This is a genomic window from Nocardiopsis sp. iso_25 (assembly GCF_056173305.1).
In genome coordinates this window covers 5,189,451-5,214,082 of sequence record NZ_CM149667.1, presented here as the reverse complement: position 1 = coordinate 5,214,082, position 24,632 = coordinate 5,189,451, and the positions used below count along the sequence as shown (strand labels likewise).

Genomic DNA, 24,632 nt, shown 5'->3' with positions numbered 1-24,632 from the left:
CCGCACCGGGGCCCGGGGTGCGCGGAACCGCGCCCCGGGCCCCGGCCCCTCCGAGAGCTAGTCGGCGGGCGGGAAGACCGTGTCCACCAGTGCCCGCTGCTCGGCCTCGTGGCGCTTGGCCGAACCGGCCGCGGGCGCGGAGGAGGCCGGACGCGAGATCCGGGTGAACGGGCGGTCGAGCTGCTCGGAGAAGACCAGCGCGACGAAGGGCCACGGGCCCATGTTCGCCGGCTCCTCCTGCACCCACAGGACCTCTCCCGCGTTGGGGTAGGCCTTGAGCTGCTCGCGGATCTCCTCGATCGGCAGCGGGTAGAGCCGCTCCGCCCGGATGATCGCGGTGTGCTTGTCACCGCTCTTGCGGCGCGCCGCGTCCAGGTCGTAGTAGATCTTGCCCGAGCACAGCACCACGCGCCGCACCTTGTCCGGCGCGATCGAGTCGTCCTTGATCAGCGGCTCGAAGTGGCCCGAGGTGAAGTCCGCGGCGGCCGAGGTGGCGGCCTTGAGGCGCAGCAGCGACTTGGGCGTGAACACCACCAGCGGGCGCTCCAGCGGCGACTTGGCCTGCCAGCGCAGCAGGTGGAAGTAGCTCGCCGGGGTGCTGGGGTGGGCCACCGTCATGTTCTCCTGCGCGCACTGCTGCAGGAACCGCTCGATGCGGGCGGAGGAGTGGTCCGGCCCCTGGCCCTCGTAGCCGTGCGGCAGCAGCAGGGTCACGCTGGAGCGCTGTCCCCACTTCTGCTCGCCCGCGCTGATGTACTCGTCGATGATGGTCTGCGCGCCGTTGACGAAGTCGCCGAACTGCGCCTCCCACATCACCAGGGCGTCGGGACGGGTCAGCGAGTACCCGTACTCGAAGCCCAGGGCCGCGTACTCGCTCAGCAGGGAGTCGTGCACGTGGAACCGGGTGATGCCGTCGTCGAACTGCTTGAGCGGCGTGTGGGTCTCGCCGGTCTCGCGGTCCATCAGCGTGGCGTGGCGCTGGCCGAAGGTGCCGCGGCGGCTGTCCTGGCCGATGAGCCGGACGGGGTGGCCGTCCAGCAGCAGCGACCCGAAGGCCAGCAGCTCACCGGTGGCCCAGTCGACCGCGTCGGTCTCGACCATCGTCGCGCGGCGCGAGAGCTGGGGGGCCAGCCGCGGGTGCGGCGTGAAGCCCTCGGGCAGCGACACCTGGGTGTCGATGACCCGCTTGACCGTCTCGGTGCTGATCGCCGTCTCGACGGCGGAGTGCTCCAGGCGGCCCTCGGTGAACACCTCGGGCTTGACCACGGCGCCGGGCTCGATCGGCTTCTTCTCGACCTCGCGGGTCTCGGTGAAGGCCCGCTCCAGCTCCGACTGGTAGTCGCGCAGCGCTGACTCCGCCTCCTCCACCGTGATGTCGCCGCGGCCGATGAGGGCCTCGGTGAACAGCTTGCGGGTGGAGCGCTTGGCGTCGATGACGTCGTACATCAGCGGCTGGGTGAAGGCGGGGTTGTCGCCCTCGTTGTGGCCGCGGCGCCGGTAGCAGACGAGGTCGATGACGACGTCCTTGTTGAACGCCTGGCGGTAGGCGAAGGCCAGGTGCGCGACCCGGACCACGGCCTCGGGGTCGTCCCCGTTGACGTGGAAGATCGGCGCCTGCACCATCCGCGCCACGTCCGTGGCGTAGACGCTGGAGCGGCTGTCGGACGGCGAGGTGGTGAAGCCCACCTGGTTGTTCACGATGACGTGCACCGTGCCGCCGGTCCGGTAACCGCGGAGCTGCGACAGGTTCAGCGTCTCGGCGACCACGCCCTGCCCGGCGAACGCGGCGTCGCCGTGGATGAGGATCGGCAGGACGGTGAAGCCCTGCGGGCCCTTGTTGAGCACGTCCTGCTTGGCGCGGACGATGCCCTCGGCGACCGGGTCGACGGTCTCCAGGTGGGACGGGTTGGCGGCCAGCGAGATGCGGATCCTCTGGCCGTCCTGGGTCTCGAAGGTGCCCTCGGTGCCCAGGTGGTACTTGACGTCGCCCGAGCCGTGCGCGCTGCGCGGGTCGAGGTTGCCCTCGAACTCACCGAAGATCTGCCCGTAGGACTTGCCGCAGATGTTGGCCAGCACGTTCAGGCGGCCGCGGTGGGCCATGCCGATGACGGCCTCGTCCAGCTCGGCCTTGGCAGCCTTGGAGATCACGCCGTCCAGCAGCGGGATCAGCGACTCGCCGCCCTCAAGGGAGAAGCGCTTCTGGCCCACGTACTTGGTCTGCAGGAAGGTCTCGAAGGCCTCGGCGCTGTTGAGCCGGTGCAGGATGTGCAGCTGCTCGTCGCGGTCGAGCTTCTCGTGCTCGCGCTCGACGTGCGCCTGGATCCACTCCCGCTCCTCCGGGCTCTGGATGTGCATGTACTCGATACCCACCGTGCGGCAGTAGGTGTCGCGCAGCACGCCCAGAACGTCGCGCAGCTTCATGACCTGCTTGCCGCCGAAGCCCCCGGTGGGGAACTCGCGGTCCAGGTCCCACAGGGTGAGACCGTGTTCGAGCACGTCCAGGTCGGGGTGCTTGCGCTGCTCGTGGTCGAGCGGGTTGGTGTCGGCCATCAGGTGGCCGCGCACGCGGTAGGCGTGGATCAGCTCCTGGACCCGGGTGGTCTTGTCGAGCTGGGTGGCCTTGTTGACGTGGATGTCCTGCACCCAGCGCACCGGCTCGTAGGGGATGCGCAGCGAGTTGAAGATCTCGTCGTAGAAACCGTCCTCGCCCAGCAGCAGCTGGTGGATCCGGCGCAGGAACTCGCCGGACTGCGCACCCTGGATGATGCGGTGGTCGTAGGTGGAGGTCAGCGTCATGACCTTGCTGATGCCCAGCTCGGCCAGGGTGTCGGAGGAGGCGCCCTGGAACTCGGCCGGGTACTCCATCGCGCCCACGCCCAGGATGGTGCCCTGGCCCGGCATCAGGCGCGGGACCGAGTGCACGGTTCCGATGCCGCCGGGGTTGGTGAGGCTGATGGTGGTGCCCTGGAAGTCCGGCACGCCCAGCTTGTTGCCGCGGGCCTTGCGGACCAGGTCCTCGTAGCCGCTCCAGAACTCCGTGAAGTCCATCTCGTCGGACTTCTTGATGGAGGGCACGACCAGCTGCCGGGTGCCGTCGGGCTTCTGGAGGTCGATCGCCAGGCCGAAGTTCACGTGTTCGGGCTTGGCGACGCCGGGCTTGCCGTCCACCTCCGCGTAGGAGTGGTTCATCTCCGGCAGGGCCTTGAGGGCCTTGACCATGGCGTAGCCGATGAGGTGGGTGAAGGAGACCTTCCCGCCACGGCCGCGCCGGAGGTGGTTGTTGATGACGATGCGGTTGTCGAAGAGCAGCTTGACCGGCACCGCGCGCACGCTTGTGGCGGTGGGCAGGCCCAGGCTCGACTCCATGTTGGTCGCGGTCCGCGCGGGCGCGCCGCGCAGGCGCTCCTGCTTGACCTGGAGGGCCTCGTCCTTGCCCTCCTTGTCGTCCTTGCTCTTGGGCTTGGCGGACGCGGCCGGGGCCGCGGGGGCGGCCGGCTTCTTCTTGGGGGCGGAGGCCGCGGGGGCCTTCTCGCCCTGCGCCTTCGCGCCGCTCCCGCCCTTCGCGCCAGCAGTCTCCGCGGGCTTGTAGTCCGCGAAGAAGTTCCACCAGGCCTTGTCAACGGAGTTCGGGTCGTTCAAGTACTTCTGATAAAGCTCCTCGACCAACCACTCGTTGGGACCGAAATCTGTCAGGGGTTGAGACGCCTCAGACGACACGGCGGAGATCGCCCACTTCCGCAGCTCGCTTGTGAATGTGTAGGAAGACGGGTGGCTGCTGGCAAGGCGGGCTCAAGAAACGAACGCGGGAGCTGTTCCGCGCATACGGAGAAGCATCTGGCCTGGCCAGCACTCGTCGGGTACAAGGCTACTTGTACCGGCCTCCGCGCGGGGAACGCTGACCTTGTGGAAACTAGGAGATAGGTAACAATCTTTCACATCGACACTGCCACTACGTGTGAGTAACAAAGCCCAGAGTGGCGAGGGTGCCAGGTTTGCGGGGTTTTGCAGGGGTTTCGCGATGTGAACTTGCTGGCCGCGTCCGGCCATGACGGATGTGGCGTGTAACACGGTGCCCCCCGGGGAACCGGCCGGGGCGGGCCCCCGTCGGAGGGGGTGCGAGCGGCCGGGCAGGACGGCCGGGCCCCCTCCGCCGGTCTTCCCAGCGGGCGGGACGGGGCCCGGGCCCGGCCGCGAACGCCCTTTCCCTCGTGCGAGAACGCGTGTTCGCTGCTGAAACGCCGGTGACCGGTGCCGGGCGTGTGCGGATCTGTGTGCTCTCCGGAGTTCTCCCACGCGGGAGGCCCCCTCGTGTCTACGATCCTCGGAACCGAGGACTTGACGGGCGGGGAGGCCATGAGGGGTCTGGGTGAACTGGAGGCGGCCATCATGGACGCGCTGTGGCGGTCCGAGGAGCCGATGTCCGTGCGCCAGGTCCGCGAGAGCATGGTCTACGACCGCGACGTGGCCTACACGACCGTCATGACGGTGGCCAACATCCTCTTCACCAAGGGTCTGCTGGACCGGGAGAAGACCGGCCGCGCCTGGACGTACTGGCCGCGCGAGTCGCACGCCGAGTACACCGCGCGGATGATGGACGAGGTCCTCAACACCGGGCCCGACCCCGGCGCCACCCTGCTGCGCTTCGTGGAGCGCTTCAGCGACGAGGAGGTGGCGCGCCTGCACCGCGTGCTGGCCCAGGCCCGGGACCGGCGCGGCGTCGCCAGCTAGCGGCCCGCCCGCCGGACGCGCCCTAGGAGCGCGTCAGGGTGCGCACGCTGCGCGAGGAGACCGCGGCCAGGGTGGCCAGCAGCGTCAGCGAGGCCACCAGCACCAGGGCCCGGGCCGGGCCGAACCGCTCGGCGAACGGGCCGATCGCGACCTGCCCGAGGGGCATCGCCACGAACGAGCCCAGCGCGTCGTAGGAGTACACCCGCGACAGCCGCTCCCTCGGCACGTTCTCCTGGACGGCGACCTCCCAGGCCACGTCGAACTGCTGCACCGCCACGCCCGCCAGGAACATCGCGGCGAACAGCACCGGCAGCGGCGACGGCCCGGTCAGGGCCAGGAAGGGCACGGCGTGCGCCGTCATCAGCGCCGCGCCGTAGACCAGCGCCCGCCGCGGCTGCCAGCGGGCCGCCAACACACCGCCCGCCAGCAGTCCGACGCTGTTGGCCGCCATGAGCAGGCCCCACGCCGTCCGGCCGAAGGTCTCGTCGGCGATGCCCGGGCCCAGCACGGCCGTGGCCGCCGACCAGCCCGCGTTGACCACCATGAACTGGAGCACGACGATCCAGACCCAGGGCCGCGACACGAACTCGCTCCACCCCTCCCGCAGGTCGCGCAGCACGTTCGCGTCCCCGGTGTCCACGGGCCCGTCCGCCCGGGCGGCCCGCACGGACAGGAAGGCCGCCCCGGCGCAGGCGAACAGCGCCGCGTCCGCGGTGATCGCCCAGCCCGCGCCCAGCAGGCCCACCACGACGCCGCCCGCCGACATCCCCAGGAACATCCCGCCCTGGACTCCCACGCCCATCGCCGCGTTGGCCTGGCGCAGCAGCTCCCGGGGCACGGTCTGCGGCGTCAGCGCCGCGGAGGCGGGCAGGTTCACCGCCGCGGCGGCGCCGTTGAGCAGGCTCAGCGCGATCATCAGCGGCAGCGAGGCGGTGCCCGTCAGCAGGAGCGCGCCCAGGGCCGCCTGGGAGAGCGCGGCCAGGGCGCACCCGCCCTGGAGCACCAGTGCGCGCGGCAGCCGGTCGGCGACGACGCCGCCGAGCAGGAGCAGCGCCACGTTCGCCACCGAGCGCGCGCCCACCACCAGCCCCACACCCGTCAGCGAGCCGGTCACGTCCAGCACGGCGAAGGCCAGCGCCACCGACGCCATGCCGTTGCCCAGGGCCATGAGGGTCCGGCCCAGGGCCAGCCCGCGAAAGGCCGGGTGCCCCAGCGGGGCCGTCAGCCCCGCGCCTCCGCCTCCGCTGCGCGCCATGGTCCCCCGCCCCCGCTCGTCCGGACGCGGCGACGATCCCGCCCCGGCCGCGGGGTGTCAACGGGTTTTCGCGCGGAGCCCGGGCGCCCGGCTAACCCAGCACCCAGCTGCGGCCCTCGGCGGCCAGCTTCTCCACCAGGGTGGCGCTGTCGTGCTCCTTGGCGAACAGGTGCTCGGGGCGGGTGATGGGCACGATCCACAGCCACCGCACGGGGTCGCCCTGGAAGGACAGCCCTGCGGTGTCCGGCGGCCGGTGCTCGGGGCGGGTGACCAGGGCGGTGGGGTCCTCCAGGAGCAGCACCGCTCCCGCGCCGCCGCGCATGGCCCGGTCCTCGGGGTTGTCCAGCCACTTGACGGTGTGCCCGGTGCCGAACCAGGTCACCGCCCGCCAGGGGAAGGCCCCGATCCACCGGAAGACGCGGGCGGCGTGGTGCGCGGGCAGCGTCGTGGCCAGGGCCAGCTCCACCCGGGCGTGCTGGGAGGTGTTGGCCATGTAGCGGTCCAGGGTGGGCATGCGCTGGCCGCACATCCCGACCGTGGACAGCACCGTGTACGGGCGGTCCGCGGTGGGCGGGCGCTCCGACACGCGCAGCAGCGGCGGGTGGCCGTCGGAGACGTCCCAGTAGTGCCCGGGCTCGCCCACGTTGCGGTTGAGGTGGCTGAGCACCGTGCGCTGCACGCTGCGCCAGGCCCCCGAGGCGCGCCGCCAGTCCCAGTAGGCCTCGGCGTGCACCACGCGCGGCCACAGCTGCCCGCGCACCGAGTCCAGCTCCCAGGCGTAGGCGCTGCGGCCGATCGCCTCGCGCGCGTACCCCGGCAGCCCGCTGTCGGCCTCCGCCCAGCCCGGGATGACGGCCAGCAGCCCCTCCTCGTCCACCAGGGCGACCCCGTCGCCCTCCTCGAACCACACGGCGCGCAGGCGGTCGGGGTCGAAGCGGGGACGGCCCTGCGGGTGCTTGGTGTAGGCCTCGGGCATGAGCGGGGCCCGGCCCTCGTAGAGCCCGCCGGACTCGCTCGTGCGCGGCGCGATCTCGTGGTTGGCCAGCCACACCGGGACGCGGATGCGCCCGCGCGCGTCCAGCAGGTAGGCGGCCGTGGTGTGGGAGTCACACTCGACGACGACGCGTCGGCTCTGGTACGGGCTGATCTCGTCGAGCAGGACGTCGATCCCTGTCACCGGCCCTCCCACACACCGATCCCCGGTCGTCGTAGCCGGACGGACCCGTCAGGACCGTCCGCGCAGTGCGTAGAATCGACGGTAGTGCCCTGACAGGCGGAGCTGCACCGCGGCGGCGTATAAGTCGTATAACGACACGTTCCGCCGCCGTCCGCGCCCGGGCGCCAGACCACCGACTCCACTTCCTACGGACTGTCTATGCCCGCCGAGCTCACCTTTGTCGCACCCCGTCGTGCCAAACCTCCCCGGCACCTGGCCGACCTCAGCCCCGACGAGCGGGCCGAGGTCGTCCGTGAGCTGGGCGAGAAGCCCTTCCGGGCCAAGCAGCTCGCCCAGCACTACTTCGGCTCCCTGGTGTCGGACACCTCGGCCATGACCGATCTGCCCGCCTCCTCCCGGGAGCGGCTCGGCGAGGCGCTGCTGCCCACCCTGCTCACGCCCGTGCGCCACATCACCTGCGACAACGGCATGACTCGCAAGACCCTGTGGAAGGCGTTCGACGGGGTGCTGTTCGAGTCGGTGCTCATGCGCTATCCGGATCGCGTCACCCTGTGCATCTCCTCCCAGGCCGGGTGCGGCATGAACTGCCCGTTCTGCGCCACCGGCCAGGCGGGCCTGACCCGCAACCTCTCCACCGGGGAGATCGTCGACCAGGTGGTCGCCAGCGCCCGCGACCTGGCCAACGGCGAGGTCGCCGGCGGCCCGGGCCGCATCAGCAACATCGTGTTCATGGGCATGGGCGAGCCCATGGCCAACTACAAGCGTGTGCTCCAGACGGTGCGCCGCATCACCGACCCCGTCCCCCACGGCCTGGGCATCTCCCAACGGGGGGTCACCGTGTCCACGGTCGGCCTGGTGCCCGCGATCAACAAGCTCATCGACGAGAGGATGCAGGTCCGCCTCGCGATCTCCCTGCACGCCCCCGACGACGAGCTGCGCGACGAGCTGGTGCCCATCAACACCCGCTGGAAGGTCGCCGAGGTCCTGGACGCCGCCTGGCGCTACGCGGGCACCACCGGCCGCAGGGTCTCCATCGAGTACGCGCTCATCAAGGACATCAACGACCAGGCCTGGCGGGCCGACCTGCTGGGCAAGCTCCTCAAGGGCCACCTGGTGCACGTCAACCTCATCCCGCTCAACCCCACCCCGGGGTCCAAGTGGACGGCCTCGCGCCCCGAGGACGAGCGCGAGTTCGTGCGGCGGCTGGAGTCGCACGGGGTGTCGGTCACCGTCCGCGACACCCGCGGACAGGAGATCGACGGCGCGTGCGGGCAGCTCGCGGCGGCCGAGAACTGACCGGCCCGCCCGCGGGGCCCGGGAGCACGGGGTGATCGAGACGGCGCTGGCCTTCGTGGTCGCCCTCGTCTCCGGGCTCGTCCCGGTCATCAACATCGAGGTCTACCTGGTGGGCGCCGTCATCGCGATGGAGGACGGCGCCCTGGTCGCCATGGCGGTGGCGGCCGGGGTCGGACAGACCCTGGGAAAGCTGCCCTACTACTACGCCGGGCGCGGGTCGCTCTCCGCGCCGTGGATCCGCCGCAGGAGCGCCACGCCCGGCAAGTGGGCCGCACGCGCCGAGGGCTGGCGGCGCAGGGCCGAGGAGCGGCCCGCCTGGGGCGCGGGCCTGGTGGCGGTGAGCTCCCTCGCCAGCGTTCCGCCGTTCATGGTGGTGTCGGTGCTGGCCGGGGTGGTGCGGATGAACGTCGTGCTGTTCGCCCTGATCACCTTCGTCACCCGCACCGCGCGCTTCCTGGTCGTGGTGTTCGCGCCCGCCTGGGGACTGTCCCACCTGCCCTGAGCGCGGCCCGCCCCTGACGCGGGTCTGGCGCTGCCGAACCGGTCCCCGGCTCGGCGGCGCCCCGGACCGCGTCCCCGTCAGACGCCGACCAGGTCCCGGCGGCGAAAGCCCGCCAGGGCGACCGCGTTGGCCGCGAGCGCCGCCCCCAGCGCGACGGCCACCGGGACGGCGTCGAACTCGTCGGCCGGCAGTTGCGGCAGCAGCCCGAACGCGCTCAGGTCCAGCAGCCGGTCGTCCAGGCCCAGCATCGGTCCGAGCAGCGAGACCAGGAGGCTGTACCCCAGCCACGCCCACACCAGCGGGGTCAGGCGCGGGGCCGTTCCCACCAGCAGCGCGGTCAGCGCGGCGAACAGCAGGGCCACCGGCAGTCCGGCCAGGGCGGCCCCGGTCATCGTCCAGGTCCAGGAGGGGTCCTCCAGGGCCGCGGACGCGCTCAGGCCCATGCCGACGCCGCCCGCCACCACGATCACCGCCGAGGACAGCACGCTGACCAGCAGGGCGCCGCCGAACCAGCGCACCCTGCCGACGGCCGCGGACAGGGTCAGCTCGGCGCGCCCGGAGGTCTCCTCGCCCCGCGCCCGCAGCACGGACATGACGGCGTAGGCCGACGCGGCCATCAGCACGTAACCGCTCATGGTGCCGAGGAAGCCCCCGGTGACGTCGTCGGCGGAGCTGCCGAGGACGGCCAGCAGGTCGGGGTTCTCCTCCAGCATCCCCTCCACCTCCGTGGCCAGCGAGCCGAACGCGAGGGCGAAGAGGAAGACCGCGACCGTCCAGGCGAGGACCGCCCCGCGCTGCTGGTGCAGGTGCAGCGCGAACACGCCGTTGAGCAGCCCGCCCGCACCGGCCGGACCGGGCCGGGAGGGAACCAGGCCCGCGCCGAGGTCGCGCCGGTCCGCCAGGGCGTAGGCCAGTGCGAAGAGCACCGCCACCAGGACCGCGTACAGCGCCAGCGGCCACCAGCGCAGGTCGTCGAACACGCGTGTCTGCTGGACCCAGGCGAACGGCGACAGCCAGGACAGCGCGTTGCCGCCTTCCCCTGCCATGTCGCCGACGACCCGGGACGGGAACAGCACGCCGGTGACCAGGAAGGCCAGGCCCGCGGCGGCGCGCCCGTGCTCGGTGACCTGCGCGCACACGGCGGCGACGGCGCCGAAGGAGATCCCGGCCAGGGCCAGTCCCAGCCCGTAGGCCGCGGAGTCGGCGACCGCCAGGCCGTTGCCCGACATGGCCAGTGCGGTCAGTCCGCCGATGAGCAGGTTGACGACCGAGACGGTCGCCAGCGCGGCGGTCATCTGGGCGCTCGTGCCCAGGACGCTGGCGCGCAGCAGTTCGGCGCGGCCGCTCTCCTCCTCGGCGCGGGTGTGCCGGACCACGTGCAGGACGCTCATGACCGCCAGGGCGATGAGCACGCTCATGGTCAGCTCGTTGACCACCATCGGGCCGAGCTGGTAGTCGTCCAGCCCGTACCCGGGGCCGCCGAAGACGACGCCGGTCGGGGTGTCCATGAGCGCCGCCCGGGCCTGGCGCTGGGCGTCGGTGGAGAACATGTCGTCGAGTGTCGGAACGGTCGCGACGACGGTGCCGACCAGGGCCAGGGTCCAGACGGTCAGCCGGATGCGGTCGCGGCGCAGGACGAACCGGACGAGGGTGCCGGTGCCGGTGAACGCGTTCATGCCCCGGTCCCCCCGTCGCCGTCGGCCCCGTACGCCGCGAGCTCGTCGCCGTAGTGGCGCAGGAACAGCTCCTCCAGGGAGGGCGGGTTGCTCACCAGGGAGCGGATGCCGAGGCCGGTGAGCGTGCCCATGACGGCGCCCATGCGGGTGTTGTCCACGTCGAAGGCGACGGTGTCGCCGTCGAGCCGCAGGTTGTGCACCCCGTCGGCGCCCTCCAGGACCCGGGCGTCCCCCGTGACGGTGGCGCGCACGGCGGAGCGGGTCAGGTGGCGCAGGTCGTCCAGGGTGCCCGACTCCACCGCGCGCCCCCTGCGGATGATGGTGACGGTGTCGCACAGCTTCTCCACCTCGGAGAGGATGTGGCTGGAGAGCAGCACGGTGCGGCCCCGGGCCTTGGCCTCCAGGACGCACTCGGTGAACACGGCCTCCATGAGCGGGTCCAGGCCGGAGGTGGGTTCGTCGAGGATGAGCAGTTCGGCGTCGGAGGCCAGGGCCGCGACCAGGGCGACCTTCTGCCGGTTGCCCTTGGAGTAGGCGCGCGCCTTCTTGGTCGGGTCCAGCTCGAAGCGGGCCAGCAGCTCCCGGCGGCGTGCGGGGTCGAGCCCGCCGCGCAGCCGTCCGAGCAGGTCGATCGCCTGCCCTCCGGTCAGGTTGGGCCACAGGGTGACGTCGCCGGGCACGTAGGCCAGGCGCCGGTGCAGGGAGACGGCGTCCCGCCAGGGGTCGCCGCCGAGCAGGCCGACCGTCCCGGCGTCGGCCCTGAGCAGGCCGAGCAGGACGCGGATGGTGGTGGACTTCCCGGAGCCGTTGGGACCGAGGAAGCCCGCGACCTGGCCCGTGCGGACGGTCAGGTCCAGCTTGTCCAGGGCCTGGAAGCGGCCGAAGCGCTTGTCGACGCCGCGGACCTCGATGGCGGTTGGTGTCATGGTCGTCGTTCCCTCCGTGCGTGGTGGGGGTCGGGGACGGGGGTTCGGGGCGGTCAGCGGGGTTCCTCCGGGGGATCGCCGACGTACGCGAGGTAGGCGTCGAGGATCGTGCGCTCGGTGAGCAGGCCCTCGGTGTACAGCTCCAGGGTCGGGAGCATGTACTCCTGGGACCACTCGCGCGCGACCCGGGCGAAGTCGACCTCCCCCTCGAAGCGCTCCAACGTGAGGAACAGCAGCAGCGACCCGAGGGAGTTGGCGGCCAGGTAGCGGGCGCGCCGGGCAGGGTCCCGGCTCGGGCGGATGGTGCCCTCGGCCTCGCCCGTGGCGAGGTAGACCTCGATGTCGGCCACCATGCGCTCGAAGAGCCCGGTCGCGAGCGGGCCGCCGGCCTGCATGGAGCGGACGACGTAGGCCAGGAGCGGGGCGTACTGCTCCATCGTCGCGAGCTGGTGGAGGAAGGTCTGCCCGTCGTGACTGCTGACCGTGTCCGTCTTGACCTCGTTCACGGCCGCGGTGACGTGGTCGTCGCAGGCCCGCCGGAGCCTGTCCTTGGAGCCGAAGTGGTGGATCACCAGCCCGGGGGAGACCCCGGCCTGTTCGGCGATCGCCCGCACGCTCACGCCGAACCCGCGCTGGCCGAAGCACGCGATCGCCGCGTCGCGGATCCTGGCGCGGGCTGTGAGGTCGGACTCCCTCTCGGGCCGGTCCGGACGGTCGGTTGAACTCATGTTCAATACATTAAACGCATGTTCAGCCTCCTGGCAAGGGGCAGCCCCGGAACTGGCCGTACACTCGGTGCACGGCGCCCCGGGCGCCCCACGCCGACGAGGAGAGGTTCGATGGTGCAGGTCGCGGTCGCCCAGTTCGCCCCAGGTCAGGACAAGGCGCGCAACCAGCGCTCGGTGGCGGAGCTGACCGCACGCGCCGCGGCGGACGGGGCCCATGTGGTCCTGTTCCCCGAGTACACGATGTTCACCGCGGGCCGCGTCGACCAGCGCTACGTGGCGGCGGCCGAGCCCCTGGACGGACCCTTCGTCTCCGAGGCCGCCGACACCGCCCGGCGGGAGGGCGTGCACCTGGTGCTGGGGGTCGGCGAGGCCGAGGGCGGCGCCGACGCCACCCGCTTCACCAACACGCTGGTGGCGCTGTCGCCGGAGGGCGAGCGGGTCGCGCACTACCGCAAGATCCACCTGTACGACGCCTTCGGGGCCCGGGAGTCGGACGTGCTGCGCCCCGGCCCGATCGAGGAGCCCGAGACCTTCACCGTCGACGGCGTGGTGTTCGGTCTGCAGACCTGCTACGACCTGCGCTTTCCCGAGGTGACGCGGCGCATCGCCGAGGCCGGGGCGCACGTGGTGCTGCTGGCCGCGCAGTGGGTGCCCGGCCCGCTGAAGGAGGAGCACTGGCGGACCCTGGCCCGGGCGCGCGCCATCGAGAACACCGTGTACGTGGCCGCCTCCGGGCAGGCGGCGCCCGCGGGCGCGGGCAACAGCATGGTGGTCGATCCCATGGGGACACCGCTCGCGGCCCTGGGTGAGCAGACCTTCGCGGTCGCCTCGGCCGGGGTTTCGGCCTCTCGGGTCGAGGAGGTGCGGGAGCTCAATCCGGCGCTCTCCCTGCGCCGTTTTTCGGTCTCTGTGCGGGCCGAGGACTGAGGTCCCGGATCACTACCGCCCCGCAGCTAGCCGGACAAAACTGATGAATCCCATCCTGCGAGACAGGGTCTTCCCAGGCATCATCACTTAGGGTTATGATTCCCGTGCATGGTGTGATGTAGATCGGTCCGAACCATTCCAGGTGCCCAAAGCTTCTGATTCAATAAAGAGCCGGTAACTATCGGCCCGCCAGACTGTCCTAAACCACGGGGGGAGCAAGGACATTGCGCGGAACGAGCATGATGTGCGAACCAGACACGCGGCCCGCGATCGACGTCGAGGTCTACGATCCGGACTCGCTGAGCTGGGCGCAGTGCATGGGGGATGCCTGCGTCGTCTGCCACACCAAGTGGCCCCGGCCCCGCCGGGTGCTCGGTGAGCTCCCGGACGGGAGCGCGGTGTTCGGTTGTGAGGAGTGCGCCGACCTCGTCGGCGCGGAGCCCCGGGTGGCCGCCGAGGAGCGGCTGTTCGCGGTGCGCTAGCGGTGCGCAGACGGTCGCGCTCCGGGTCCAGGGGGAGAGGCGGACCCGGAGCGCTCCCGTTGGCGCGCCCGCTTCCATTGGGGAGGAGGGGAAATGAGCGCGCCCTTCCCGGATGGTTCGTGCGTCGGCTGCCGGCGCCGACCACGCCCCGTGAGGGGCGTCCTGTGACAACGATACTCCGTGTCGTTCACCGCCGACCGACAGTGAGGCAGATCCGTCCGTTATTTTCGCGGAATCCGAGTCAACCGTTGGTGGGGAACCCCAGGTCGACGCCTCCCTCGGGCCGTTGGCCCGGGTCGCTCCAACGGGCCGTGACCGCCTTGGTGCGGGTGTAGAAGTGGACACCCTCCGTGCCGTGCGCGTGTGAGTCGCCGAACAGGGACTGCTTCCAGCCGCCGAAGGAGTAGTAGGCCATCGGCACCGGGATGGGGACGTTGATGCCCACCATGCCGACCTCGACCTCGTTCTGGAACCGTCGGGCGGCGCCCCCGTCGTTGGTGAAGACCGCCGTGCCGTTGCCGTAGGGGCTGGCGTTGACGAGCTTGACCGCCTCGTCATAGCCGCCCACGCGCACCATGCTCAGCACCGGGCCGAAGATCTCGTCCCGGTAGCACGACATCTCGGGGCCGACGTGGTCCAGCAGCGACGGTCCCAGCCAGAACCCGTCCGGGCTCCCGCCCGACACCGGGTGCACGCGGCCGTCGACCGCCAGGGTCGCGCCCTCGCGCACCCCCGACTCCAGGTAGGAGGCCACCCGGTCGCGGTGCTCCCTGGTGACCAGCGGCCCCATCTCGCTGCGCTCGTCGTCGCCGGGGCCCACGCGCAGACGCGCCACCCGCTCGCGGATCCGCTCCACCAGCTCGTCGGCCACCGAGTCCACCACGGCCACCGCGGAGATGGCCATGCACCGCTCGCCCGCCGATCCGAACCCGGCCGAGACCGCCGCGTCCGCGGCCAGGTCCAGGTCGGCGTCGGGCAGCACCACCATGTGGTTCTTGGCCCCGCCCAGGGCCTGCACGCGCTTGCCGTGCTCGGCGGCGGTCCGGTACACGTATCGTGCGATCGGGGTGGAGCCCACGAAGCTGACCGCCGCCACGTCCGGGTGCTCCAGGAGGGCGTCCACCGCCTCCTTGTCGCCGTGCACCACGTTGAACACGCCCTCGGGCAGGCCCGCCTCGGCCCACAGCCCGGCCAGCAGCACCGACGCGGAGGGGTCCTTCTCGCTGGGCTTGAGCACGAACGTGTTGCCGCAGGCCAGGGCCACCGGGAACATCCACATCGGCACCATCGCCGGGAAGTTGAAGGGCGTGATCCCGGCGACCACGCCGAGGGGCTGGAGGATCGAGTAGGCGTCCACGCCCGTGGACACGTTCTCGGAGTAGCCGCCCTTGAGCAGGTGCGGGATGCCGCAGGCGAAGTCGACGACCTCCAGGCCGCGGGCCACCTCGCCCCGGGCGTCGGAGAAGACCTTGCCGTGCTCGGCGCTGATCAGCTCCGCCAGCCGGTCGGCGTCGGCGCTGAGCAGCTCGCGGAAGCGGAACAGGACCTGCACCCGCCGGGACAGCGGGGTGTCGCGCCACCCCGGGAAGGCCTCCCGCGCAGCCGTCACCGCCGCGTCGACCTCCTGTCGTCCGGCGAGGTCGACCGCGCCGGTGACCCGCCCGGACGCCGGATCGTAGATGTCCCCCGTGCGCCGGGCCGGCCCCTCCTGGGCGGTCCCGCCGATCCAGTGGGTGACGTGCTTGCTCATGCCGTTCTCCTCCTCGTCCACAGGGGCGCGGTGGGGGCTGGTGCGCCGCGCCCCGGCGCGGTTTGCTTGATACGGGGGGTCCCCGGGGGCCGCCGACGTCGTGCTGCCCGCCTCCGCGACCGTGCGCGGCGACCCCCTCGGGCCCGGCTGGCCCCTCCTCAGACCCGGCCGACCCTTCCTCAGGCCTCGGCGTCCACCGCGCGCACCGCGTCCAGCAGCACGTCGCGGCCCTCCACGGCCTCCTCCTGCGACAGCGTCATCGGCGGCGCCATCCGCAGCACGTTGCCGTGCACGCCGCCCTTGCCCACCAGCAGTCCGCGCTCGCGGGTGGCCTCCAGCACCTTCGCAGCCAGGGGGGAGGACGGCGCGCCGGTGGCGGGGTCCGCCATCTCCACGGCGAACATCAGCCCCTTGCCGCGCACGTCGCGCACGCTCGGCAGCGAGGTCAGCGCTCTGAGCCCCTCCAGGATCAGCGCGCCCTGGCGACGCGCGTTGCCCTGGAGGTCGTGCTCCAGCACGTAGTCCAGGGTCGCCCCCGCCGCCGCCATCGACACCGGGTTGCCGCCGAACGTGGCCACGCCCAGCGCGCCCAGCCGGTCCATCAGGTCGCCGCGCGCCACCACACCGCCCACGGCGAACCCGTTGCCCAGGCCCTTGGCGAAGGTCATGGCGTCGGGTACCACCCCGTGGTTGCCGATGCCGAAGAAGCTCGTGCCGGTGCGCCCCCAGCCGGTCTGCACCTCGTCGGACACGAACAGGATGCCGTGCTCGTCCAGCACCTCCTTGTAGGCGGCGTACAGGCCGTCCGGCGGCATCGCGAACCCGCCCACGCCCTGCACGGGCTCGGCGATCAGGCACGCCACATTCGGCGCCGCGGTGTCCAGCACGTCGCGCAGGTCGGCCACGCACGCCTCGACGTACTCCCGGTCGGTCATCCCCCGGAAGGCCGGGGCCGCGTGGTCGGTGCCGTGCAGGTAGTGCACGTTCAGCGGTGACAGGGAGGAGTTCTTCCACGCCCGGTTGCCGGTCACGGCCACCGTGCCGAACGAGCGCCCGTGGTAGCTGCCGCGCATCGCCAGCACCTCGTCGCTGCCGCGCGCGTACGTGGCCAGCAGCAGGGCGGTCTCGTTGGCCTCGGTGCCGGAGTTGGTGAAGAACACCTTCGCGTCCGGGATGCCCGACAGGCGGGCGATCCTCTCCGCCAGCTCGACCTGGCTCCGGATGAGGTAGAGGGTGGAGGTGTGCACGACCCCCCTGGCGATCTGGCGCTCGACGGCCTCGCGCACCTCGTCCACGTCGTAGCCGAGCATGTTGGTCACGATGCCGGTGAAGAAGTCCAGGTAGGTGTTGCCGTCGGCGTCCGTGACACGGGCGCCCTTGCCGCCGGTGATCTCCAGCGGGGACTCGTAGTACAGGGGAAGCCAGGAGGGCATGACCGCGCGGTGGCGCGAGAGAAGTTCCGACATGCCCCCAGTCTCGCCCCGACCCCCGGCCTTGGCCAGGATCAGCATGTTGACAACATGGCGGCCGGTTTTACGACGTGTAACCTCCCGCGTGTGCCCTCCCCTCAGGTCAGGCCCGGTCGGCGCGGTACACCGTGTAAACCCGGAGGCCGGGAGCCTGACACTGCGTTCCGCGCCCGCCTTCTAGGATGGGTGCCGTGCTTCCCACCCTCGCCGAGGTCCTCCGGCTTCCCGCCCTCCAGCGCGCCCGCCCCCGGGTCGTGGCGTGCCCGGACCGGCTGGACGTGGCCGTGCGCTGGGTGCACATCGCCGAGGTCACCGACCTCGCCCACCTGCTGCGCGGCGGCGAACTGGTGCTCAGCACCGGCATCGCCATGCCCGACGACCCCGAGGCGCTGCGCCGCTACATAGACGACTTGGCCGCCGCCGGGGTCAGCGGCATCGCGGTCGAGCTGGGCCGCAAGTACCACGCCGAGCTCCCGCCCGCCTTCCTGGACGCCGCGCGCGACGCGGGCGTGCCGGTGGTCCTGCTCGACCGCGAGGCCCGTTTCGTGGAGATCACCGAGGCCGTGCACATCCGGGTGGTCAACGAACAGCTGGAGGAGCTGCGCGAGTCCGAGAAGCTGCACTCGGTCTTCACCCAGCTCTCGGTGGAGGGCGCCGACACCGGGCGCATCCTGCACGAGGTCGCCCAGCTCTCCGGCTGCCCCGTGGTCCTGGAGAACCTCACCCACCAGGTGCTGGCCTGCGACCTCAACGGCGAGGAGCCCGGAACCCTGCTCACCTCCTGGGAGAGCCGCTCGCGCGCGGCGCGCTCGGGAACGCGCACCGTCCACACGCCCGCCAACGGCTGGCTGGTCACCACGGTCGGGGCGCGCGGCCAGGACTGGGGGCGGTTGATCCTCGTGGTCGGTGCCAACCCCACCCCGCGCCAGAGCATGCTCATCGAACGCGCCGCCACCACCCTGGCGCTGGGCAGGCTGCTGGAGCGCCATCAGGAGAGCCTGGAGCGGCAGACGCACCGCACGATCATCGCGGGCATCATCGACCGGGCCTACTCCGACCCGGAGGAGGCGCTGGTGCGGGCCCGCGCCGTGGGCGTGCCGCTCAACGGCCGCGAACTGGTGGGGCTCGTGCTGCGCCTGCGTGAGACCGGGACCGGACTGGCCGCCCAGGCGCGCCTGTCCGACACCGCCGAGGGAGCCGCGCGCGCCTGCCGCGAGCTGCGCCTGCCCGCCCTGGTGGGCTCGCTCGACGACCTGCGCGTGGGCATCCTGCTGGCGCTGCCGGGCCGCCAGCGCCTGGACCCGACCCTGCACATGCTCGCCGAGCGCATCCGCACCGCCGTGGGCGGCGCCGCGGTGCTGGCCGTGGGCTCCTCCGCGGACGGCGTCCGCGAGGTGCGGCGCTCCTTCCTGGAGGCGCGCCAGGTCGGCGACGTGGCCATCCGCGAGAGCGACCAGCGCCCCTTCTACCGGCTGCCCGACCTGCACCTGCGCGGCCTGCTCCACCTGTTCCGCGACGACGAGCGGCTCCAGACCTACGTCGAGCGCGAGCTGGGGCCGCTGCTGGACCACGACGCGCGGCACGGCGGCGACCTGACCGACATGCTCCGCCACTACCTGGGCGCGGGCCGCAACAAGGCGCTCGCCGCCGGGCGGGCGCACCTGTCCCGCCCGGCGTTCTACGACCGGCTGCGGCGCATCGCCCACGTCCTGGACGCGGACCTGGACTCGGTGGAGACCTGTCTGTCCCTGCACGTGGCGCTGCTGTCGCTGGACTCGGTCCGCGACGAGCGCTGATCCGGCGCCTTGTCAGCGCGCCCCGGGCGCTCCCTCCAGCTCCATCCCCAGCAGGACCGAGGCCAGGCTCTTGCCGTGGGCGTCCAGGTACAGCGACGTGGTCACGGTGTCCTCGCCCGCGCGCGGGCACACCAGGACCAGCGCGCACACGTTGTCCATCCGGTGGACGGTGACCGGCCCGCGTACGCGCCCGCCCAGCGCGCGGGCGACCCGGTCGGGGGTCAGCTCGTCGCACAGCACCGGGTACCACTCGGGTTCGTAGGCGATGACGGCGATCGTGTTGAGGTTGCCCTTGTCCCCGGCCCGGGCGTGGGCGACGTCGCGGAGCACGGTGCTCACCGCTCCCCCTCTCCGAAGAAGTCGACCCGGGTGCGCACGGCCTCCCGGTCGACGGTGGTCGACAGCACGCCCACGACCTCGTGGACGGAGGTCCTGAGCCCGCCCCCTCCGGCGGGCCCCGACGTGTAGAGGGCGCCCACCTCCTCGACGACCGCCTCGGCGTCCGCGCGGGCGGAACCGAGGGCGGCCACCCGCAGCCGGCACTCGAAGGGCTCGTCCCGGCCGTCCCCGCCCCGGCCGTCCCCGCCCCGGCCGTCTTCGCTCCAGCCGTGCAGCGCGTCCACACCCACGACGTCGGCGCGCAGCCGGGAGACCTTGCCACGCAGGCGCTCGCGCACCACCTCGCCCGCCAGCCGGGCCCGCGCCAGCGCGCCGGGGCCCGCGTAGGAGATCTCGCCCTCGCCCCGGAAACCCGCCCGGTACCCGACGCTGACCTTCAGCTCCCCGGGCCGGGGCAGCCCCCGGGCCCCGGTGACCAGCACCCGGTCCGGTCCGGTCTCGGCCAGCCGCACCCCGGTCATGTCGAGCACCGCGTCCGGCGTGACGTAGGCCCGGGGGTCGGTGACCTCGTAGGTGAGCTGTTCGGTGACCGTGAGCCGGTCCACCCGGCCGCCTGTCCCCGGCAGCTTGGTGACCACGGCCGAGCCGTCCCGCTCCACCTCGGCCAGGGGGTAGCCGAGGCGGGCCAGGCCGGGGACCTCCTTGCGGCCCGGGTCGGCGAAGTAGCCGCCGCTGACCTGGCCCGCGCACTCCAGCAGGTGGCCCACCAGGGTCCCGGCGGCCATCGCGTCCGCGTCGCCGGGGTCCCAGCCCAGGCGGTGGGCCAGGGGCGCGAGGAACAGCGAGGGGTCGGCCGCCCGGCCCGCGATCACCACGTCAGCCCCGCCCTCCATCGCGGGCGTCAGGGCGTCGGCGCCGACGTAGGCGTTGGCGGAGACGATCTCGCCGTGCGCCTCCAGCGGCAGCCCGTCCTCCCAGCAGGGCGCGGACGGGTCCAGCAGGTGCAGCACGTCGTCGCCGGAGACCGCGGCGACCACGGTCGGCAGCCCCAGCTCCCGGGCCGTGGCGCGGGCCATGCGCGCCGCCGCCACGGGGGCGGCCGCCCCGGCGTTGGTGACCAGCCGGGTGCCGCGGCGGTGCAGCGGTTCGAGCAGGAGTTCCAGGCGGCGCCGCAGGGTCGGGTCGTAGCCGGGGCCCGACCCGCTGGCCTCCCGGAGCGAGGCCAGGGACACGGTGCGCTCTCCCAGGCACTCCAGCACCAGGGTGTCGAGGTCACCTCCCTCCACGAGGTCGACGGCGGGTTGGAGGCGGTCGCCGGCGAAACCGGCGCCGCACCCGATCCGGGCTCTGCTGGGCACACTGACTCCTTCGAACGGTGTGGACGGGGCGGTCAGCCGACCCAGAGCGGGACGGCCCCGCTGACGAGGGCGACCGCGAGGACGACGAGGCTGACCAGCCAGGCCCACGGCAGCAGGAAGCGGATGTGGGAGCCGATGGGCACCCCGGCCAGGCCGACCAGCAGGTAGAAGGAGCCGGTCAGCGGGCTGATCGGGAAGCCGACGGTCTCCTGGCCGATGATCGATGCCTGGGCGATGTCGACTGCGGCGACGCCGAAGCCCTCGCCCACGGCGGTCAGTACCGGCATGACGGCGAAGTAGTAGGCGTCGGGGCCGAAGAGCAGGCTCATGGGCACGCCCAGGACGCCGACGACCGCCGCCATCCCGGGGCCGAGGAACCCGGGCATGGCGCCGGTCATGGCCTGCCCCATCGCCTCGATCATGCCGCTGTTCTCCATGACGCCCAGGAACACGCCCGCGGCGAGCAGGGTGCTGGCCATGAGGATCGCCCCGGAGGCGTGGGCGTTGACGCGGTCGGTCTGGGCCTTCATCCCCGGGTAGTTGACGACGAGCGCCACGACCAGGGCCAGCATGAAGACGAGTTCGGGGGAGAGCAGCCCGAAGACCAGGGCGAGGACGGCGGCGACGGTCAGCGCGGCGTTCACCCAGTACAGGCGCGGGCGCAGCAGGTCGGCGTCGGGCTCCTGCCCGCCCGCGGCGAGCGGGTCGGTCCCGCCCGTCCCCGCGGTCCCGCCTTCCCCGGCTCTCCCGCCCGTCCCCGCGGTCCCGCCTTCCCCGGCTCTCCCGCCCGGGCGGCCGGTCGCGGTTGGCACCGGGGAGGGCACGGGACCGGCCGCCGCCAGCCGCACGCGCTCGCGGTGGCCCAGGTAGCAGGCGACGGCGACGCAGGCGGCCATGCCCGCCAGTTGGGCCGGGATCAGCGGGGCCCACAGTTCGTTGGCCGGAACGCCGAGGACGGTGGCGGCCCGGGCGGTGGGCCCGCCCCACGGGACCATGTTCATGATCCCCGCGCCCAGCCCGACCAGCGCGGCCAGGACCAGCCTGCGCATGCCCAGGGCGTCGTAGAGCGGGAGCATCGCCGGGATGGTGATGAGGAAGGTGGTCGCGCCCGCGCCGTCCAGGTGGGCGACCATCGCGAGCACCACCGTCGCGACCGCCACGGTCACCGGCGTGTTCCCGGCGAACCCGAGCACGCGGCGGATGATCGGCGCGAACAGCCCCGCGTCGCGCATCACCCCGAAGTAGAGGATGGCGAACACGAACATCGCGGTGGTGGAGGCCACGCCACCGATGCCCTCGCCGACGAAGGAGGCCACCTCGCCGGGGCCGAAGCCCAGCGCGAAGGCGGCCGCCACCGGGACGCCGACGAGCGCGACCACCGCGCCCACCCGGTTGGACAACAGCAGCAGGAGCACCACGGCGATCGTGGCGAAACCCATGGCGGTCAGCATCTGGCACGCTCCTCGGACACCCTCACGGGGGGAAGTGACGGGGGACACATGCCGACATGGTTTCGCGGGGTTCTCCCCGTGTCCAACATCAGTTTCCTCTGGATCTATGCTCTGGAGGCATGGATCTGAGCCTGAGGCAGTTGTCCGCCTACGCCGCGGTGGCCAGGTACGGGAGTTTCACGCGCGCCTCCCGTGAACTGCGCGTCGCGCAGCCCTCGCTGAGCAGGACGGTGCTCGGGCTGGAGCGCACCCTGGGGGTACGCCTCCTGGAGCGGACCACGCGCAGGGTGGAGTGCACCCCGGAGGGGGCCGAGCTGCTGGCCGTGGCCGAACGCCTGCTGGAGGCGCACCGCTCGGAGATGAACGGGCTGGAGCGCTTCCTGCGCGGGGAGCGCGGCACCGTCGCGGTGGCGACGCTGCCCTCGGTGGCGGCCGCCCTGCTGCCCTCGGTGATCTCCCGGCTCAGGTCGCGCACGCCCGAGGCCGACGTCCACGTCCTGGACGGGATGTCGGAGGCGGCCGTGGAACGGCTTCAGGCGGGGGAGTGCGACCTGGCCCTGGTGGCCGCGGGCCGGGTGCCCGGCGAGCTGGTGTCGCGGCCGCTCCTGCGGGACCGCTACTTCGCGGTCGTGCCGGTGGGGCACCCGTTCGCGGAGCGGACCGCGCTGACCTGGGCCGACCTGGCGGGGGAGGCCTTCCTGACCACCGGAGGCGACTCCAGCGTGCGCGCGGGGGCGGACGCCGCGTTCGAACGCGCGGGCGTGGTGCCCGAGCGGATCGTGCGGGCGGGCAGCGTCTCGACCATCGGCGGCCTGGTGTCCGCGGGGATCGGCGTCACCGCGCTCCCGGCCCTGGTCGGGGTGCTGATGAGCTTCGCCGACCACGTGCGCGTGCCCCTGACCGACCCGGTCGTCGACCGCGGGCTGAGTGTGCTCACGCGCCGGGACCGCAGGCCGGGGCCGGTCGCGGCGGGGTTCCTCTCACTGCTGGAGGAGATGCGCGCCGAGGACCACCCGCTGCCGCGGGACGTGGCCTGGACGCACTGACGGCGCCGGAGCGGGGGGTGTGCCGACGGTGTCGCGTGCGCGATGGCGGCGGACGCACCGGCGCGATGGCGCGCCGCCACGGGCGGGACCGCGGAGCGGGGACCGGTGACGGCGGAGGCGGCGGGCGGCGCTCCCCGCACCGTCCGCCGCCTCCGCCGCACGGGTGCTACAGCTGGGCGAAGGCCTCCTCCAGGATGTCCAGGCCCTCGTGCAACAGCTCGTCGCCGATCACCAGCGGCGGCAGCATGCGGATCACGTTGCCGTAGGTGCCCGCGCTCAGCAGGACCAGGCCGCGGGAGTGGCAGTAGGACAGGACCTCGGCCAGCGCCTCGGGGGCGGGCGTGCGGTCGGCGTCCCGGACCAGCTCGATCGCGATCATCGCGCCGCGTCCGCGCACGTCGCCGATGACCTCGTACTTGGCGGCCAGCTCGCGCAGGCGGCCCAGCATCAGCTCGCCGATCTCACGGGCGCGCTCCACCAGGCCGTCGGACTCGATCGCCGACAGGGCGGCCAGCGCGGCGGCGCACGCGGCCGGGTTGCCGCCGTAGGTGCCGCCCAGGCCGCCGCCGTGCACGGCGTCCATCAGCTCGGCGCGGCCGGTCACCGCGGCCAGCGGCAGGCCGCCCGCGATGCCCTTGGCGGTCGTGATCAGGTCCGGGACCACGCCCTCGTGCTCGCTGGCGAACATGCGGCCGGTGCGGGCGAAGCCGGTCTGCACCTCGTCGGCGACGAACACGATGCCGTTGGCGCGGCAGAACTCCACCACCGCGGGCAGGAAGCCGGGGGCGGGCTCGATGAAGCCGCCCTCGCCCTGGATCGGCTCGATCACCACGGCCGCCACGTTCTGGGCGCCGATCTGCTTGGTGATCTGGTCGATCACCATGGCCGCCGCCTCGGGGCCGCAGTTGTCCGGGCCCGTGGGCCAGCGGTACGGGTAGGCCATCGGCATCCGGTGGATCTCACCGGCGAACGGCCCGAAGCCCTGCTTGTAGGGCATGTTCTTGGCGGTCAGCCCCATGGTGAGGTTGGTGCGGCCGTGGTAGGCGTGGTCGAACACCACGACCGCCTGGCGGCCGGTCGCGCTGCGGGCGATCTTCACCGCGTTCTCGACCGCCTCGGCGCCCGAGTTGAGCAGGATCGAGCGCTTCTCGTGGTCGCCCGGCGTGATCCGGTTGAGCGCCTCGCACACGTCCACGTACGCCTCGTACGGGTTGACCATGAAGCAGGTGTGCGTGAACCGGCCGAGCTGCTCGGCGGCGCGCTCCACCACGCGGGGGTCGGCGTTGCCGACGTTGGTCACGGCGATGCCGGAGCCGAAGTCGATCAGGGCGTTGCCGTCGACGTCCTCGACGATGCCGCCGCCCGCGCGCTCGACGTAGACCGGCAGGACGCTGCCCACGCCCTGGGCGACGGCCGAACGGCGGCGCTCCTGGATCGCGCGGGACTTGGGGCCGGGGATCTCGGTGACGATCCGGCGGGACTGGGCGACCTCGGTCGCTGCCATGCGGCTGCCTCCTTCTGCGGTGGACGGGAGCGGAGAGGGGCCGGGGGTGGGCTCCCCGACCTGGGACGACACTAGGGCGCGCGGAACCGCCCCCACATGGACAAGGTGGATAATCAGGGCAGAGCCTTGCGCCAGCGCGTCAGGGTTCGCACGAAGCGGGTCCGCCGGAGCGGCGGGAGGACGGCCCGCGTCCGGTCCCGCCGACCGCGCCGAACCGCCTCG

General features: G+C 72.6%; 19 protein-coding genes. 7 read left to right on the top strand and 12 right to left on the bottom strand.

Going from position 1 to position 24,632, the window contains the following annotated elements; all coding sequences use genetic code 11:
- Positions 1-57: 57 nt before the first annotated feature.
- A complete protein-coding gene (locus AC0VX6_RS22365) occupies positions 58-3,717 on the bottom strand; it encodes a multifunctional oxoglutarate decarboxylase/oxoglutarate dehydrogenase thiamine pyrophosphate-binding subunit/dihydrolipoyllysine-residue succinyltransferase subunit (protein ID WP_475483699.1) in 3,660 nt (1,219 codons plus the stop codon).
- Between the two features lie 636 nt (positions 3,718-4,353).
- Here AC0VX6_RS22365 and AC0VX6_RS22360 point away from each other — a divergent pair.
- Positions 4,354-4,728 carry a BlaI/MecI/CopY family transcriptional regulator gene (locus tag AC0VX6_RS22360; RefSeq protein WP_274978222.1) on the top strand — a complete coding sequence of 125 codons (375 nt, stop codon included), beginning with the start codon at positions 4,354-4,356 and terminating at the stop codon, positions 4,726-4,728.
- A 22-nt stretch (positions 4,729-4,750) separates the two neighbouring features.
- Here the strand turns inward: AC0VX6_RS22360 and AC0VX6_RS22355 are convergent, their stop codons facing one another.
- Positions 4,751-5,983: an MFS transporter gene (locus AC0VX6_RS22355; RefSeq protein ID WP_475465945.1), complete on the bottom strand. Its 1,233-nt coding sequence runs from the start codon at positions 5,981-5,983 to the stop codon at positions 4,751-4,753.
- Positions 5,984-6,074: 91 nt separating this feature from the next.
- On the bottom strand, positions 6,075-7,160 hold the full coding sequence (locus tag AC0VX6_RS22350) for a suppressor of fused domain protein (protein ID WP_274974524.1): 1,086 nt from the start codon (positions 7,158-7,160) through the stop codon (positions 6,075-6,077).
- A 198-nt stretch (positions 7,161-7,358) separates the two neighbouring features.
- Here AC0VX6_RS22350 and rlmN point away from each other — a divergent pair, with 198 nt between their 5' ends.
- Entirely contained in the window at positions 7,359-8,456 is a 1,098-nt protein-coding gene (rlmN, locus tag AC0VX6_RS22345) for a dual-specificity RNA methyltransferase RlmN (RefSeq protein ID WP_274974523.1), read from the top strand.
- Positions 8,457-8,487: 31 nt separating this feature from the next.
- Complete coding sequence (locus AC0VX6_RS22340; RefSeq protein ID WP_274974522.1) at positions 8,488-8,958, top strand: YqaA family protein; 471 nt, start codon at positions 8,488-8,490, stop codon at positions 8,956-8,958.
- Positions 8,959-9,035: 77 nt separating this feature from the next.
- Here AC0VX6_RS22340 and AC0VX6_RS22335 read toward each other — a convergent pair whose 3' ends face one another.
- The 3 genes from AC0VX6_RS22335 to AC0VX6_RS22325 are packed head-to-tail and all read right to left on the bottom strand — an operon-like array spanning position 9,036 to position 12,288.
- Positions 9,036-10,634 carry an ABC transporter permease gene (locus AC0VX6_RS22335; protein ID WP_475465942.1) on the bottom strand — a complete coding sequence of 533 codons (1,599 nt, stop codon included), beginning with the start codon at positions 10,632-10,634 and terminating at the stop codon, positions 9,036-9,038.
- Positions 10,631-11,560, bottom strand: a complete 930-nt coding sequence (locus AC0VX6_RS22330) for an ABC transporter ATP-binding protein (protein ID WP_274974520.1) — start codon at positions 11,558-11,560, stop codon at positions 10,631-10,633. The genes AC0VX6_RS22335 and AC0VX6_RS22330 overlap by 4 nt, the downstream gene beginning before the upstream one ends.
- A gap of 53 nt (positions 11,561-11,613) precedes the next feature.
- A complete protein-coding gene (locus AC0VX6_RS22325; RefSeq protein WP_475465940.1) occupies positions 11,614-12,288 on the bottom strand; it encodes a TetR/AcrR family transcriptional regulator in 675 nt (224 codons plus the stop codon).
- Positions 12,289-12,399: 111 nt separating this feature from the next.
- Here AC0VX6_RS22325 and AC0VX6_RS22320 point away from each other — a divergent pair, with 111 nt between their 5' ends.
- Both AC0VX6_RS22320 and AC0VX6_RS22315 read left to right on the top strand, forming a co-directional pair.
- Positions 12,400-13,215 carry a carbon-nitrogen hydrolase family protein gene (locus AC0VX6_RS22320; RefSeq protein ID WP_475465938.1) on the top strand — a complete coding sequence of 272 codons (816 nt, stop codon included), beginning with the start codon at positions 12,400-12,402 and terminating at the stop codon, positions 13,213-13,215.
- Between the two features lie 239 nt (positions 13,216-13,454).
- Positions 13,455-13,697 (top strand): hypothetical protein, encoded by a 243-nt coding sequence (locus AC0VX6_RS22315; RefSeq protein ID WP_212643030.1) that lies wholly within the window; start codon positions 13,455-13,457, stop codon positions 13,695-13,697.
- A gap of 241 nt (positions 13,698-13,938) precedes the next feature.
- Here the strand turns inward: AC0VX6_RS22315 and AC0VX6_RS22310 are convergent, their stop codons facing one another.
- Both AC0VX6_RS22310 and AC0VX6_RS22305 read right to left on the bottom strand, forming a co-directional pair.
- Positions 13,939-15,447, bottom strand: a complete 1,509-nt coding sequence (locus AC0VX6_RS22310) for a CoA-acylating methylmalonate-semialdehyde dehydrogenase (protein WP_475465936.1) — start codon at positions 15,445-15,447, stop codon at positions 13,939-13,941.
- Between the two features lie 179 nt (positions 15,448-15,626).
- Entirely contained in the window at positions 15,627-16,913 is a 1,287-nt protein-coding gene (locus tag AC0VX6_RS22305; protein WP_274974517.1) for an aspartate aminotransferase family protein, read from the bottom strand.
- A gap of 194 nt (positions 16,914-17,107) precedes the next feature.
- Here AC0VX6_RS22305 and AC0VX6_RS22300 point away from each other — a divergent pair, with 194 nt between their 5' ends.
- On the top strand, positions 17,108-18,712 hold the full coding sequence (locus AC0VX6_RS22300) for a PucR family transcriptional regulator (RefSeq protein ID WP_274974516.1): 1,605 nt from the start codon (positions 17,108-17,110) through the stop codon (positions 18,710-18,712).
- Positions 18,713-18,724: 12 nt separating this feature from the next.
- Here the strand turns inward: AC0VX6_RS22300 and AC0VX6_RS22295 are convergent, their stop codons facing one another.
- The 3 genes from AC0VX6_RS22295 to AC0VX6_RS22285 are packed head-to-tail and all read right to left on the bottom strand — an operon-like array spanning position 18,725 to position 21,860.
- Positions 18,725-19,051 carry an AtuA-related protein gene (locus AC0VX6_RS22295; protein ID WP_274974515.1) on the bottom strand — a complete coding sequence of 109 codons (327 nt, stop codon included), beginning with the start codon at positions 19,049-19,051 and terminating at the stop codon, positions 18,725-18,727.
- Positions 19,048-20,409: an acyclic terpene utilization AtuA family protein gene (locus tag AC0VX6_RS22290; protein ID WP_475465933.1), complete on the bottom strand. Its 1,362-nt coding sequence runs from the start codon at positions 20,407-20,409 to the stop codon at positions 19,048-19,050. Before AC0VX6_RS22290 ends, AC0VX6_RS22295 begins: the two co-directional genes overlap by 4 nt.
- Before the next feature lie 32 nt (positions 20,410-20,441).
- A complete protein-coding gene (locus AC0VX6_RS22285) occupies positions 20,442-21,860 on the bottom strand; it encodes a CitMHS family transporter (protein ID WP_475465931.1) in 1,419 nt (472 codons plus the stop codon).
- A 119-nt stretch (positions 21,861-21,979) separates the two neighbouring features.
- Between AC0VX6_RS22285 and AC0VX6_RS22280 the strand changes: the two genes are divergently transcribed.
- Positions 21,980-22,906, top strand: coding sequence for a LysR family transcriptional regulator (locus AC0VX6_RS22280; protein ID WP_475465929.1), 927 nt, complete (start codon positions 21,980-21,982; stop codon positions 22,904-22,906).
- Between the two features lie 166 nt (positions 22,907-23,072).
- Here the strand turns inward: AC0VX6_RS22280 and gabT are convergent, their stop codons facing one another.
- Complete coding sequence (gabT, locus tag AC0VX6_RS22275; protein ID WP_274974511.1) at positions 23,073-24,410, bottom strand: 4-aminobutyrate--2-oxoglutarate transaminase; 1,338 nt, start codon at positions 24,408-24,410, stop codon at positions 23,073-23,075.
- Positions 24,411-24,632 lie beyond the last annotated feature (222 nt).